General features: G+C 62.5%; 11 protein-coding genes and 1 tRNA gene. 4 read left to right on the top strand and 8 right to left on the bottom strand.

Annotation, left to right across the window (positions count from 1 at the left end):
- Positions 1 to 724 precede the first annotated feature (724 nt).
- The 4 genes from NKI54_RS15755 to NKI54_RS15740 all read left to right on the top strand — a co-directional run bounded on the left by NKI54_RS15755 (position 725) and on the right by NKI54_RS15740 (position 5,091).
- Positions 725 to 1,597 (top strand): phage integrase N-terminal domain-containing protein, encoded by an 873-nt coding sequence (locus NKI54_RS15755; protein WP_352691895.1) that lies wholly within the window; start codon positions 725 to 727, stop codon positions 1,595 to 1,597.
- Positions 1,597 to 1,899: a type 2 periplasmic-binding domain-containing protein gene (locus NKI54_RS15750; protein WP_352691893.1), complete on the top strand. Its 303-nt coding sequence runs from the start codon at positions 1,597 to 1,599 to the stop codon at positions 1,897 to 1,899. Before NKI54_RS15755 ends, NKI54_RS15750 begins: the two co-directional genes overlap by 1 nt.
- 169 nt (positions 1,900 to 2,068) lie before the next feature.
- Positions 2,069 to 3,856, top strand: coding sequence for a type IV secretory system conjugative DNA transfer family protein (locus tag NKI54_RS15745; RefSeq protein WP_352691891.1), 1,788 nt, complete (start codon positions 2,069 to 2,071; stop codon positions 3,854 to 3,856).
- Between the two features lie 8 nt (positions 3,857 to 3,864).
- Positions 3,865 to 5,091 carry a M48 family metalloprotease gene (locus NKI54_RS15740; protein ID WP_352691890.1) on the top strand — a complete coding sequence of 409 codons (1,227 nt, stop codon included), beginning with the start codon at positions 3,865 to 3,867 and terminating at the stop codon, positions 5,089 to 5,091.
- 11 nt (positions 5,092 to 5,102) lie between these two features.
- Here NKI54_RS15740 and NKI54_RS15735 read toward each other — a convergent pair whose 3' ends face one another.
- The 8 genes from NKI54_RS15735 to tuf all read right to left on the bottom strand — a co-directional run bounded on the left by NKI54_RS15735 (position 5,103) and on the right by tuf (position 13,018).
- Positions 5,103 to 5,564 carry a hypothetical protein gene (locus tag NKI54_RS15735; RefSeq protein ID WP_352691888.1) on the bottom strand — a complete coding sequence of 154 codons (462 nt, stop codon included), beginning with the start codon at positions 5,562 to 5,564 and terminating at the stop codon, positions 5,103 to 5,105.
- Between the two features lie 330 nt (positions 5,565 to 5,894).
- Entirely contained in the window at positions 5,895 to 6,989 is a 1,095-nt protein-coding gene (locus NKI54_RS15730) for a MobA/MobL family protein (RefSeq protein ID WP_352691886.1), read from the bottom strand.
- A 272-nt stretch (positions 6,990 to 7,261) separates the two neighbouring features.
- Positions 7,262 to 8,476, bottom strand: coding sequence for a site-specific integrase (locus NKI54_RS15725; protein WP_352691884.1), 1,215 nt, complete (start codon positions 8,474 to 8,476; stop codon positions 7,262 to 7,264).
- 110 nt (positions 8,477 to 8,586) lie between these two features.
- A tRNA-Trp gene (locus NKI54_RS15720) sits at positions 8,587 to 8,662 on the bottom strand.
- 77 nt (positions 8,663 to 8,739) lie between these two features.
- The gene (locus NKI54_RS15715) at positions 8,740 to 9,243 is read right to left on the bottom strand and encodes a hypothetical protein (RefSeq protein WP_352636969.1); all 504 of its coding nucleotides are present in this window, start codon (positions 9,241 to 9,243) and stop codon (positions 8,740 to 8,742) included.
- Positions 9,244 to 9,388: 145 nt separating this feature from the next.
- Complete coding sequence (locus tag NKI54_RS15710) at positions 9,389 to 9,871, bottom strand: group II truncated hemoglobin (RefSeq protein WP_352636970.1); 483 nt, start codon at positions 9,869 to 9,871, stop codon at positions 9,389 to 9,391.
- A gap of 96 nt (positions 9,872 to 9,967) precedes the next feature.
- Positions 9,968 to 11,683 (bottom strand): COG3904 family protein, encoded by a 1,716-nt coding sequence (locus NKI54_RS15705; protein WP_352636971.1) that lies wholly within the window; start codon positions 11,681 to 11,683, stop codon positions 9,968 to 9,970.
- Positions 11,684 to 11,842: 159 nt separating this feature from the next.
- Positions 11,843 to 13,018, bottom strand: coding sequence for an elongation factor Tu (gene tuf / locus NKI54_RS15700; RefSeq protein ID WP_254817137.1), 1,176 nt, complete (start codon positions 13,016 to 13,018; stop codon positions 11,843 to 11,845).
- Between the last annotated feature and the right edge of the window lie 225 nt (positions 13,019 to 13,243).

Below are 13,243 nucleotides of genomic sequence, written 5' to 3'. Positions count from 1 at the left end.
TGACGAGCCAAATTCGACAACACGATCACGCTGCGGCGGCGGAGGCTGGAGGCCTGCCGGACGGGCCGCAGTCCTGGCTCCCGTATGCACAGACTGCGCAGGCGGTCGCCACCGACCCGCCAAGCCCGGCCCACACGGGCCACCGCTTGCCGCGCCGAACGCAATCCGGGTACCGGGCCAATGCGGTTGGCCAGGAACACGGAGAAGCGTGACGAGCATGGTCGGGCATGGAATGTCCGACGATGCCGGCGGCCGGCGGTCTGTCACTCGCCAATGTATTGGGGAGTGACAGACCGCCCGCAATCCCACGGTGGATGCCGGGTTCGCGCAAACGCCACCACATGACTCGCAAATGACGCCGCGCTTCGGTGATCATTTCCGGTGCAATGTGCTGGCCACAAACAGGCGACAGCCTCCACTATCCCGGCAGGCAAAAACTGCCTGATCCATCTCACCCGACCTTTTCCCCAACCAAAGGAGAGCAGAATGACTGCTTATCGCATACGTGCGCCGCCGCGGCGGCCACACCTCCGGTTTCGACCTCTCGGTAACCGGATGCCCAACAGGGCAAACCATATCGGCCAGCCGCCCGGCTGGCTCGGGAGGCTCATACCGTAAGGAAATTACGCATTCCGGCCCTGCCGCGAATGACCTTCGCGGGGTGTCACGCTCTACGGACGTGCATCGGCCATCAACACTCAGCCAAAAACAAAAAGCGAGCAAGATGGACGATCTGACCATGGACCTGGTGCGGCTGTGCCAACGCAACCGGGACGGCTCTTATGGCACTCAAAACAACCGCCGGCGCGGCCTGTCCGCAATGGCCAACGACCTCGTGGACCTCGGCTACAAGCTGCCGTCCGCGACTTCCCTCAAACCCAAGCATGTCGAGGCCCTTGTTGAACGATGGCTCGATACCGACACCTCGGATGCGAGTATCCGCAACCGCCTCACCTGGCTGCGCTGGTGGGCGGAGAAGGTCAACAAGCCCAACGTCGTCAACCGTGACAACGCCACGTACGGCGTCGCCGAACGTGGCGAGGTCACGCGCAATCGCGCGCAAACCCTCGACACGGCCAAGCTCGGCACCATCGAATGTCCCTATATCAAGGCCTCGATTCTCCTTCAGGTGGCGTTTGGCCTGCGGCGCGAGGAGGCCATGAAGTTCCAGCCGCAGGCGGCCATCCGCGCCGACCAGATCGCCTTGCAGGCGAGCTGGACGAAAGGGGGCCGGGCGCGGACCGTGCCCGTCACCACGCTGGAACAGCGGCAGGTCCTTGAACACGTTATGCGCCTTGTCCCCGGCGGCGGATCCCTGATCCCCGCGCAGATGACCTATGTCGAACACCTCAAGCGGTTCGAGTACCAGACGCTCAAGGCAGGGCTGCGCAACACCCACGGATTCCGCCACGCCTATGCCCAGCAACGCTATGCGGTGCTGACCGGCCAGTCCTGCCCGCTGGCAGGCGGCAAGCGCTGGGCTGACATGAGCGGAAACGAACGTGCCGCCGACCGCGCGGCGCGCCACCGGATTTCCGCCGAGCTGGGCCACGGCCGCCTGAAAATCACCGACACTTACCTCGGGAGTGCCTTCTGATGAAACGCGCGGAAGGCAATGTCCTCATGGCCACCAATACGAGGACGAAATACGCTGAAAGGCTCTTCAAGCCCGCGACGATCGCGGCCGCCATCGATGAGGCCGCCTTCCAAGGCCATCGCCGCTACCGTGTGGTGCAGGAGTTTCCATTCGACCTTTCTGATACGGAGGCCGCCAAGGCGCTTGAGAAATGGCTCGATTCCGAGCAGTTCGAATACGTCTGGCGTCCGACCCGTCTCGAACAGGATGATTTCCGCCCGTCAATCCTGGCGGAATACCCGGAACTTGAGATTTCCTGGTGAAAATGCCGGAAACAAGGGCAACTGCAAGGAACAGTAATCAAGGCGTCAAAGAACGGGAAAACTGGGCGTTCGCCTGCTCAAGAGGCAAGGGGATGTTCATCCCCCTCTTTTGTTTCTTGCCTCCGCTTCCGGAGGCCTCTGGCACAGCAGTTCTGCTGTGTGACTGAAAGTGGCCCGCCAGCTTTCCACTCCGGCCCTTACCGTAGTCTCGTCACGAATCCGCGAGCGAACATTCTGGAAAATTCGTCCAGCCCCTACCAGAGGGGGGTTTATGCCAGCTGTTTCTTGGTGTTACATCGTCCCGTCTTGCGGGGGCTGGGGCATGCCGGATTGGTTCAAGGATTTCGATCCCTTGAAGGGAATGGAGCCGTTCGGATCGTCCGGCAAAGGGGCGACAGACGGCCTGTCCACCGGGATTAAAATCGGCAGCGCCATCACCAACATGTTCGCCCAGCGGCGGGCGCGCAAACAGATCGAAAACGAGCAGCGCGAGGAGCAGCGGCGCGTCGACGAGGGCATCGCCAACCCGCCGCCGCTGCATGGTTCGGCGCGCTGGGCGGATGCCTCCGATCTCCTGAATGCCGACCTGCTGCACCCGGCGCCGAAATTTGAGAGCGCGTCTTCCATTTTGATCGGGGCCTTCGAGGACCCCGCTCTCGGCGGCGCCGTCGTCGGCCAGATTCACTGGGATGGCGAAGGGCACCTCCTCACCGTGGCGCCGACACGCTCCGGCAAATCGACGACGACGATCATCCCCAACCTGGTCCGCTACAAGGGTTCATGCGTCGTGCTTGACCCTAAGGGCGAGCTCTACGCGCAAACGGCGGCCTGGCGCCGGCAGAACGTCGGGCCGGTTTACCGGATTGCACCGTTCCAGCCCGAAACCGATGCCTACAACCCGCTCGACGGCGTGGTCTCGTTTTCCGATGCGCAGGCGCTTGCCGACCTGATCATGCCGCCGGATCCGAACGCGCCGGACTTCTTCCGCAAGGATGCCATCGCCATCCTGACCGCCATCATCATGTTCGTCACCGAGTCCGCGCCGCCGGGCCATCGCAGCATGGCCGAGGTGCGGCGCATCACCGCCGCGCCGCTCGACCTCTTCACCGAGGCGATCAGGACCATGGCCGGCTCGCGCAACCATGCCATTGCGAATGCCGCCAACATTGTCCTCGGCAAGGACCGCAGCAGGGCCATTCCGGCGCTGCGGGATACCCTCAACACCGAGTTCGCCCTTTGGGACGACCCGGGACTCCACCGTGCGACCTCGGTGGCTTCGTTTGATTTCCGCGCGCTGAAGGATGCACCGGCGACCGTCTACATCACCGTGCCGTTCCACAAGATGTCCGCCTACGCCGCGTTCCTGAAGATCACGCTCACCACCGCCCTGGAAGCGATGCTCCAGAACGAAACCATTCCCGACATCCCGGTCCTCTTCATCCTCGATGAATTCCTGAGTCTCGGCCCGTTCCCGCGCTTCCGCGACGCCATCCGCACGCATGCCGGCGCGGGCGTCCGCCTCTGGTTCTTCCTTCAGGACGTGCCCACGCTGGAAGAACATTATCCCGCCGGCTGGAAGACGTTTTTCAACACCTCGGTGAAAACGTTCTTCGGCACCGACGAACACTTTACCGCCTCGATGATCTCGGATTTCCTCGGCGACCAGACGCGCGGCTACCGCACGGCAGGGACCAGCAACAGCGCCTCGACCGGCCCGGTCTTCAGCGGCAATGGCGCAGGAACGGGCTCGGTCAATCACGGCATCGCCTATTCCGGCCGTCCCCTGCTGACGCCGGACGAAGTGACGGAACTGCTCAGTGGCTCCGCCGCGGACCAGACCCGCATCGGCCTGGTCTTTGCGCGGGGCGTCCGCCCGATCCGGGCCAAACTCGTGCCCTGGTATCTGGGGCAAGCCTGCCGTGAGCGCGTCACTCCACCAGCCAATCGCAGAACGTGAGGAGCGGTATGACCCTTGGTGCTTTCCTGGACGAAGTTAAGCCCCTGGCTGCCAGGTATTTGACGGCCACGGCGCTGAGGCTCGGCTGGTACGCGATCAACAGCGGCCTTAGGCTTTACCCGAGCGTTGTTCTGCCGCTGCCGCCCCATCTTTATTGGCCAGGCCTGTTCGTGCTGGTCGACCTGGGGCTTACGATCTGGCAGGTGGTGCTCCTCGTCAAAGTCGTGAAAGCCGCCTTGATCCGCTTTCGACCGGATACCGCCGCAACGCTCCACCTGACGACTCCGGGTGAAACCCAGGAACGCGACCTGACCTCCTTAAGCCGCACCGTCGTCAGCACCCCCCTCGTGCTGGCGGGCACCGTGCTGTTTACCTGCGTCTTCATGCAATGGTTGATCATGGGCGGCCTTCTCGGTGTGCCCTTGGTGTCGATGCCGCTGGACAGCCCGGGATGGGTGATCGGCGGACTCTTGGCGGTTGCCGGCCTCGTCTACGGCAACAGGTTTACCGCCCGGGCCAAGGCCAGGGTCGGCAATTCGTTCGGGGTTGAGTACCTCCAGGCCAATCACCCGCTTGCGCAGCGTGTCGCCGGACATGCCGCGACGCTTGGCATCAAGCCGCCGGCCGTCGGCGTGGTGAATGTCACCAACGCCTTCGCCATGGGAACCCGCACCGACGCGGCGGTCGTGATTGGCAAGCCCCTGTTGAACCTGCTGTCGCCGCAGGAGCTGGACGCGGTGATTGGCCACGAACTCGGGCACGTGGTCTACAACGACGTGGAACGGATGCAATTCGCGGAAGGGTTCCAGACCATGATGGGTCACGTGGCGAATTTCGGCACGGTCATCGCGACGACAGTGGTGGCGCAGGCCACCAAAGACAAGCGCTATGGGCGCGATGTGACGGAGGTGACCGGCGCCATGGGCACGGCGGCCCGGCACACGCTTTTTGCCGGGTCCGAGCTTATGGTGAAGGGATTGTCGCGCGCCCGTGAGTTCAAGGCCGATGCCATCGGTGCCAGCATTGCTTCACCGGAGGCGATGATTGGCGCCCTTGAGCGGGTCCATGGCATACCGGCCAAGCCGACCGGGGCCGAAAACAAATACGGCTACCTGATGTTTCGCGGCGGCAAAATGGGGGCTTTGTTCAGTACCCACCCCACGCTCAAACGCCGCACCGATGCCCTTCGCAGCGGCGCCCACCTGAAAATGCTTCCCGGGAAAAGGGCCGCCTGATCCTTGCAGGCTTAGCGATCTCGCTGCCATTCGGGGCTTAAGTCCCGCTCTTCCTCATGGCCACCAGAAGCAGCTGCGCCGGGTGACCGCTTGACCCACCATGGATCGGCGTCGGCCTGGATCTGACGTTGCATGCCATCGAAATGCGCCGGGTTAACAGCGCGCATCTCCTCCAACTGGTCGCGGAGCCCACGATACTCCTGAAACAACGCCGGAAGCCGCAAGCTGGCGTCGATGGCCTGCTCCTTCCGGGTCTCGTCCCGGGGCATCTCGCCGAGCGAGAAGAGATGGTTTTTCAGGATTTCGTACGAATGGGCGTCGTTCAACGCGAACTTGGTCCACTCGCCATAAGCGACATCGGGCTGCTCAAAGCAGCGCCCGAAGAGATCGGCAAACTGGCGGTTGAGCTGAACCATCCGCGTGGTCAGTTTCTGCATGTCTGCTTCCGGGTCGATCGAAAAATCCTTCGCCATCGCGATATCCTTTGACAGACCGTAGGAATAATGTCCTATTTTTCCTATGCGGCCCTATTGGATCAGAAGGTTAGACTACGAACTTGCATTAGCAAAGCGGCGCCGCTGGGGCGATTGGCCAACATGGTTGTGGTTTCACCTGGTGAAACGACATTACTATGCCTACCTGCTGTACCGTCGCCGCAAGCTCGGAACCTATCGGGAAGGGTTGCCACCCGGCGCTACCGCGACCCGCGTACGACGCACCATGCTCGCGGAGGCGCTGCCTCCCAGGCATATTCCAAAAGATTCACTGCACTAGCGTTCGACACATCCCGGCCGAGACGCCAGTCAGCGGGTCCGCCACCAGGCCTCGCGGTCCCGTTCAGGTGCGTCAGGTTCGCTTTCTGGTTGCCTTTGGTGTTCGGCATTGACCCACCACGCCCTGTCGTTCTCCGCAGTGAGTTCCTGCGCGTTCGGGAGCGGATAACGGTCAGCCGGTTGCTCGACCTCGGCAATCATCCTGTCCTGCGCCGCCTCCAGCTCATGCGAGGGTATCAGGTCGCCCTCGGGACCTGGAACAGGCCGATCGCGCCCGGCAACCGGATCGCCTCGCTCGTGATCCCGCGACTGCCAATAGAGCCAGAATTCGTCACGTTCGCGCTCGCTCATGTCCGGCGCCGGCTCGCGGCTTTCAGGCGGCCAGTCCCGCCTCAGGGACAGGTGGGGATACAGGTCGGCAAGCGGGTTTGGCATTCTCAGCTCCTGGCGGACCGTGGCAATACGTTCTGCATCAATCTGCGCCCGGCGTGCCCGTCGCGCCTGGCGATCGGCACCTACGTGCTGGCCCGCGCGCTGCGCCGAACCGATCGCGGCATGGCTGCGGGCATCGATGCGGGCATCGAGGCCGGCGCTGGCGAAGCTGGCATTGGCAATTTTGGCCCACATGGCACGCGCGTCGGTGACGAAGCGAACCCCGTCGGCCTCACGGAGCTTTCCGGCGAATCCTCCTGCCGTGATCCGACGCGTTGTCAGCAGCAGGTGGGCATGCGGATTGGTGTTCCTGCCGTCCTCGTGAATCGCCAAATCGACGACATAGCCTTGGCGCGTGTACGCGTCGGCCATGGCGCCAGTCAGCTCCAGCCAAATCGCCGGCGCGACTTCACGCGGCAGCGCAAATTCGATTTCCTTGGCAAGCCGCGCGTCCTTGCGCTTCTCGGCGGCTTCGACGGCATTCCAAAGCTTGGCACGCTCGCCCATCCAGACCGGAGCTCCAGCCGGCATCCGGATCTCGGCGTGAACAACGTCGCGCCGGCCGCCGAACGCGCTCTCGCGTTCTTCCGCGTCGTTCGGCAGCGTTTCGCCGGCCCGATAGGCGGCGGCAGCGACAACCGAACGACCGTCACCGCGGCTGATGTTTTTGACGTGCAGATGAAAGATCGCCATTCGTCACCCTGCCTATCCGCACTTTGTCGGGCCCCGGCGCACAGTCAAGGTGAAACCCGGTTCTCGATGCTGAGCGGGGTTCCAAGGGGCTTGCCCCTGGCGCACTTGCCGGTTTTCTCCGGGCCGCTCTACCCGCGCCCGGTTAGAAAACCGAGCAACGCATCGCTTTCTCTGGCTCAATGCGTACACATTGGGCGATGCGTAAGTGCGCTGTACGCATTGCCATAAGCTCCCCGGACAGCTTTCAAGCCTGCCCAGCCCAAGGAGGCACCTCAACCCTCAATCTGCTCTGCCGTCTCGGGCTTGGCCCGCTGTGCCGGCTTGGGCTTGCGCACGTTGATGGCCGCCGCGTCGAGGCGGTTCTTGAGATGCACCGCATAGTGCTTCTCGATCATTTCGACACTTGTCCGGCAGTTCTTGGCGATCTGGTAGATGTCGGCGCCCTCAAGCAACCGGAAGCTTATGTAGCTGTGGCGGAGCGAGTACAGCGTCCGCCGATTGCCCTCGCGGTCGGATTTGAGGCCGAGCTTATCGAGGATGCCGTTGAACTGCTTCTTGTGGTCGACCGGAAACACCCGGTCGGTGGGCTTCGGCTTGTTGCGCGCCACCATCCGCTGGAAGGGGAATACGGCGCCGGACGTACTTTTGCAGTACCCTACCCCGCGCTTGCCGCGCACCTGGATTTCCAGGATCTTTTGGCCGCTCGCCTCGTCCTTGACGACCTCGACGTCCCGATATTCGAGCCAGGTGGCCTCGTCCGGTCGCAGGCCCGTGTTCGTCAGGAAGAGGATCTTGTCGTGGAGTTGTTCCGCCAGCCACACCCGCTTGGCCTGCTCGCCCTTCTTGGCTTTGTGGCTAACATCCCGCGCCTTCTGCGCGTGGGCCCGCGTCGCTTGGTACAGCTGTTTGTACTCCTCTGGCGTAAACCAAGCGCGGTGGACGACCTTCGCAGACTTTTTGTAAGGCTGGGAGATATCCGGCAGATGCGCCAGCCAGCGATGGCGCACAGCGGTTTTCAGGACCAGGCGCAAGGTCACGGTTTCGTGGTGCAATGTGCTGCGTGAGGGGAGTTTCTTACCCTCCGCAGGTGTGAGCCGGGAGATGCGATAGTCCTGCACCGTGCCGGCGGTGATGGTCGAGAGGCCCATCTTGCCAAAGAACGGCACCAGATAGGTGCGAACCCTTCGATAATGATCCTGGACCCATCGGGCGTTGCGCTCTCCGTCTGTCAGCACCTCATATTCGGTGATGAACTGATCGGCGGCGTCTTTGAAGGTCTTCTCGGCCACCAACTCGCCGCGCCGTCCCTTGTCCTTCAGGCCGAAATACCAGTCTTCGGCCCAGTCCTTAGCCCGCGCCAGGCTGTCTTCCTTGGTGCTGACCCGCCAATTTTTGCCTTTGAGATACGTCGAACACTGCCAAATCGGGCTGTCGTTGCGCCGATAGACGTGAACCTTGCCTTCGAGAATCGTGTGATTTTCCGCCACTGCCAGACACTCCCTGCGCACGTGCAAGTTTGTGAAAGAGATGTGTAAGGCTAATTTCGGCGCTACCGGCAATCAAGCGAATTCCTAAATGCTTGATTTCGTTGCCTGAATGGCACGGGCAGCAGGGCTCGAACCTACGACCTGCGGTTTTGGAGACCGCCGCTCTACCAACTGAGCTATGCCCGTATGCGCATGTCGGCGCAGCAGGCGCTTCCTAAAAGCTTCCGCGCGCTCTGTAAAGAGCGACGTGCGCTACCCGGCCTTCATCTTCGAAAGTCCAGGCGTCCTCCCGGCCATTTCCCGTCGATCCGTTGATTGCTGACGATCAAGCCGACCCAGGGACGCACGATTTCCGGGTCGGTCAGATTGATGTATTTTCCCACCAGCCCTTTCGCACCCTGGCGCCGGGCATCGATGAGCCCTTTGCGCACGCCATTATGCCAATCGAACAGCAGGTAAACTCTCTCTCCCGCCGTCTTCACCTCGCCCCAGCCAGACTTCCATTTATCCTTGCTGTCGCCTGGAATCGTGGGATCGGCACCGCCGTTCCAACGGCTGGACCAGCTGCCTTCGATGGTGTCGTTGCGGTCGCGGTCGCTTTCGGTGCCCCAGGCCTCGGCATTTTCATCGCTTGGAGTTCCCTCCGGTTTCACGCCGGCGGCGAACGCCGACACCTCCTCGTCGTCGGGAGTAGGGACGTCCATGACGCCAAACGGATTTCGGAGTCCGCGGTCGCTGTCAGAATTTGCTTTGCTGTCCGATCCCATCGCAGGCCTCCGGTTTTTCAGCGCGGCCCCCGCCGGCCACGGTGGCCTCAAACCGTTCCAGCCTGGCGGACCGAACCATTCACCGCCACCCATTTCCCGCAAATCGGGTCCTGGCGGCAGGGTTTTCGACCGATTCGCGCCCCGGTCAGTCTCCCGAAGGCGGCTTGTAGGGGCCGCCCGGCACGCCCCAACCCCAGGCCGGCATTGGTTCCGCCTCGGGATCGCAGGTCGGGCCCTTGTTGGAGTTCATCTTGGCCAGCCGCGATCCCCATTCGACATAGGCCATGAAGGCCGAGCGGAATTCGGGATCGTCAGGCAGCCCGATCTCGTCGGCGGCGTCGGCGAGAAGATTGATCCAGCGCCGGCGCTGCTCCTCGGTCAGATGCTTGCCGAGATGGTGCATCACCATCTCGCGGTGGCCGCCATGCTTTTCGCTGTAGGTTTTCGGTCCGCCAAAGACTTCGCCGATGAAGGCTGCGACGTGAGCGGGATGGTCCGGCGACATATGTTTGAACACCGGCCCGACGATGGGATCCCGAGAGACGCTGTCGTAGAAGGTCTGGGTCAGGCGGTTCAGCGCTTCGGAGCCGCCGGCCCATTCAAACAATGTCGGGACATCCTGGCTCATTCGCGATCCCTCCCATGCTGGTCTTCAACCGCGCTGGACGATAGCGGAAACATCGAGCGCCGCTCAACCTGCCTCGATGGGCAGTGCAAGGTTGCGCTAAAGCTTCGCCGGCGTCTCTGCCTCGGCGCTGGCGGACGGCAGAACGCGGCAGTTGTCGGGCTTCGGCGACGACTTGCAGATGGTGGCGCCCGTCAGCGCGTCCACCGATTGCGGCCCCGTCGTCAGTCCAACCTTCAGCATTAGGTCGGGTTCGAGCTGGCGCTCGACCGAGCGCTGCTCGAGCGCGGCGAACAGACCGGGACCAATCGCCATGTCCTCGAGATAGGGCTTAATTATCTGCTGCTGTCCCATCAGGTACATGCCGAGCCGCGCTTGCGGACCGACAAACCGTCTGACGCCGCCGGCAAGCATGAGCGCGCAAGCCGAATCGCATGCCGCTCCCGAATCGACGGTCAGGCCGGCATAGGCGCCCTCTTTAGCCAAGCAACTCCACTCTCCCGGGTCGCAGCCAACGAAATCGGTGCGGGCGACGGCGATGTCGAGCTTCTTTTCGTGGATAAGTCGCCCCACCGCCAGAGCACTGAACAGGTCGCCTCCTTGTGAGCTGACCACCACCGGCAGCCGTCGGTTGCCAAGCATGGCGAGCAACTGGCGCAGCTTCTGCGGGGTCTGAGGCGCAATCGCGCCTTCCGCCGAGATCCATTCCGGGCAGTTGGGATTGCACAGCGGATTGCTTCCGCGAACCACAACGAAGCGCATCTCCGGCGCCCCATTCCCTGGCGCTGCCTCGACCGGCTGGGTAGGTGCCACCTTCGCCGGCTGAGAAAGTGGGACTTGAGCCGGTTGAGAAGGTCTGGCCTTAGCATCGATCGCTGCCACCTCGGCCGGCTTGGCATTCGCAGGGATTTCCTTGCAGTTCGCCGGCGCCGGGCTCCGCCGGCATATGGCTGCTTCCGTCAGGATGTCGACGGACTCGAGGCTGGTGACGAGCTTCATCGCCAGCATATCTCCCGGCTTGATCTGCCTTATATCGCTGGCTGGCGTTGCCTTCATGATATCCAGCACGCCCTTATCAATACCCATCTCCTTCAGATAGGCCGATAGCCGCCTCTCCAGCGGCTTGTTCATCTCGTAGGTCTTGTAGCTGCCGGCGTCTCTTCGGCTGACGATCCGGGTGCTGAGGATCTTTTTCTTGCCCTTCACCATGCGATAGGTGGTGCGGTACAGCAGTTTCGTCCGGATGTAGGTCGTGGTGATCTGATGAACGCCGAGAAAGGCCCATTCGCCTACCACGCGCCGCGTTCCGCCGGCAAACATCAGCGGACAGGCGGAATTGCAGATGGCGCCGCTGGCATAGCTGAACCCGAAATAGGCCGCGCCCTTGCCGTCATTGGCCCGGCAATTCTTCATCTGCGGCTCGCAGCCGTAAAACATCGTCGCGCCGACAGCGATATCGAGCTTGTTCTTGCGGATCATACGGCCGAGTTGAAGCGCTGCATCGACATTGCCGCCCGGAGAATTGACGACGATCGGCAATTTGCGGCCACCAAGCGTCTTCAACGTGCGTTTGAGCAGGGCGGGCGTGCCGGCTTCTATGGTGCCTTCCGCCGAGATCCATTCCGGGCAGTTGGGCTCACAGCCCGGCGCGGTGCTGCGCACGACAACAAACCGCATCGTCGGACCAAGATCGGGCGTGGTTTCTGTTATAGCTGCCGCCAGGGCATCAGCGTACCCCGCAATGAGCAACGACACCAGGCAGATCAGCCCTAGCGACCACCATGCCTGACTATGCAAACGGCGCCATGGAACCATTCGGGCAGCCCCCTCGATGCAACCTATACTAGTTATGGCAGAGGCGCTTGCAACAGGATTTGAAGCAATGCGGTTAATCCATTGCCAGAATATCAGAATCAAAAAGGGCGGCCCGAAGACCGCCCCTTTGCATCCGATCTCAACCGGCAGCGCCGGCGATTACTCTTTGATGGTGACGACGATGCCGGCACCGACGGTGCGGCCGCCTTCACGGATGGCGAAGCGCAGCTTCTCTTCCATGGCGATCGGCACGATCAGCTCGACATCGACGGTGATGTTGTCGCCCGGCATCACCATCTCGGTGCCTTCCGGCAGCGACACGATGCCGGTCACGTCCGTCGTGCGGAAATAGAACTGCGGACGGTAGTTGGTGAAGAACGGCGTGTGGCGGCCGCCCTCGTCCTTGGTCAGGATGTAGGCTTCGGCAACGAACTTCTTGTGCGGCTTGACGGTGCCGGGCTTGGCCAGGACCTGGCCGCGCTCGACGCCCTCACGGTCGACACCGCGCAACAGCGCGCCGATGTTGTCGCCGGCCTGGCCCTGGTCGAGCAGCTTGCGGAACATCTCGACGCCCGTGCAGGTCGTCTTGGTGGTCGGACGGATGCCGACGATCTCCAGCTCCTCGCCGACCTTGACCACGCCGCGCTCGACGCGGCCGGTCACAACCGTGCCGCGGCCCGAGATCGAGAACACGTCCTCGATCGGCATCAGGAACGGCTTGTCGAGCGGACGCACCGGCGTCGGAATGTAGGCATCGACCGCAGCCATCAGTTCGCGGATGGCGTCCTCGCCGATCTTCTTGTCGGAATCTTCAAGTGCGGCAAGCGCCGAACCCTTGACGATCGGAATGTCATCGCCGGGGAACTCGTTCTTGGTCAAAAGCTCACGCACCTCGAGCTCGACCAGCTCGAGCAGCTCGGCGTCGTCGACCTGGTCGACCTTGTTCAAGAACACCACGATCGAGGGCACGCCGACCTGGCGGGCGAGCAGGATGTGCTCACGCGTCTGCGGCATCGGGCCGTCGGCGGCCGACACCACCAGGATCGCGCCGTCCATCTGCGCGGCACCGGTGATCATGTTCTTCACATAGTCGGCGTGGCCGGGGCAGTCGACATGGGCATAGTGGCGGTTGGCGGTCTCGTATTCGACGTGCGCCGTCGAAATGGTGATGCCGCGGGCCTTCTCTTCGGGCGCCGCATCGATCTGGTCGTAGCGCTTGTATTCGCCAAAATACTTGGTGATCGCCGCCGTCAGCGACGTCTTGCCATGATCGACGTGACCAATCGTGCCAATGTTCACATGAGGCTTAGTGCGCTCGAATTTACCTTTTGCCATAGTCTCTTTCCTTGGACGGCCTGGGGACGGCCTGGACCTTCAGTTCAGTCGAATGCGGGGCGATTAGCGACTAAGGCCGAAAAACACAAGTGCCTTGTCGCCGAGCGCGCTCGCCCGGCCCGAACGTGTGATCCGGTTTCGGAGAATGTGGCGCGGATATAGGAACGAACAAGGGCAAATGGAATGGTTACGGCGGCGGCTGACGGCTTTGTCGGATTTACAGCC

This window comes from Mesorhizobium sp. M0663 (genome assembly GCF_040320585.1).
Classification (GTDB): Bacteria; Pseudomonadota; Alphaproteobacteria; order Rhizobiales; family Rhizobiaceae; genus Mesorhizobium.
The sequence above is the reverse complement of the archived record's forward strand: the minus strand, read 5'-3'. Positions and strand labels throughout refer to the sequence as shown.

Excerpts from the sequence above, each read along its gene's own strand:
- NKI54_RS15755 (WP_352691895.1), top strand. The coding sequence starts at position 725 with ATGGACGATCTGACCATGGACCTGGTGCGGCTGTGCCAACGCAACCGG.
- NKI54_RS15750 (WP_352691893.1), top strand. The coding sequence starts at position 1,597 with ATGAAACGCGCGGAAGGCAATGTCCTCATGGCCACCAATACGAGGACG.
- NKI54_RS15740 (WP_352691890.1), top strand. The coding sequence starts at position 3,865 with ATGACCCTTGGTGCTTTCCTGGACGAAGTTAAGCCCCTGGCTGCCAGG.
- NKI54_RS15735 (WP_352691888.1), bottom strand. The coding sequence starts at position 5,564 with ATGGCGAAGGATTTTTCGATCGACCCGGAAGCAGACATGCAGAAACTG.
- NKI54_RS15730 (WP_352691886.1), bottom strand. The coding sequence starts at position 6,989 with ATGGCGATCTTTCATCTGCACGTCAAAAACATCAGCCGCGGTGACGGT.
- NKI54_RS15715 (WP_352636969.1), bottom strand. The coding sequence starts at position 9,243 with ATGGGATCGGACAGCAAAGCAAATTCTGACAGCGACCGCGGACTCCGA.
- NKI54_RS15710 (WP_352636970.1), bottom strand. The coding sequence starts at position 9,871 with ATGAGCCAGGATGTCCCGACATTGTTTGAATGGGCCGGCGGCTCCGAA.
- NKI54_RS15705 (WP_352636971.1), bottom strand. The coding sequence starts at position 11,683 with ATGGTTCCATGGCGCCGTTTGCATAGTCAGGCATGGTGGTCGCTAGGG.
- tuf (WP_254817137.1), bottom strand. The coding sequence starts at position 13,018 with ATGGCAAAAGGTAAATTCGAGCGCACTAAGCCTCATGTGAACATTGGC.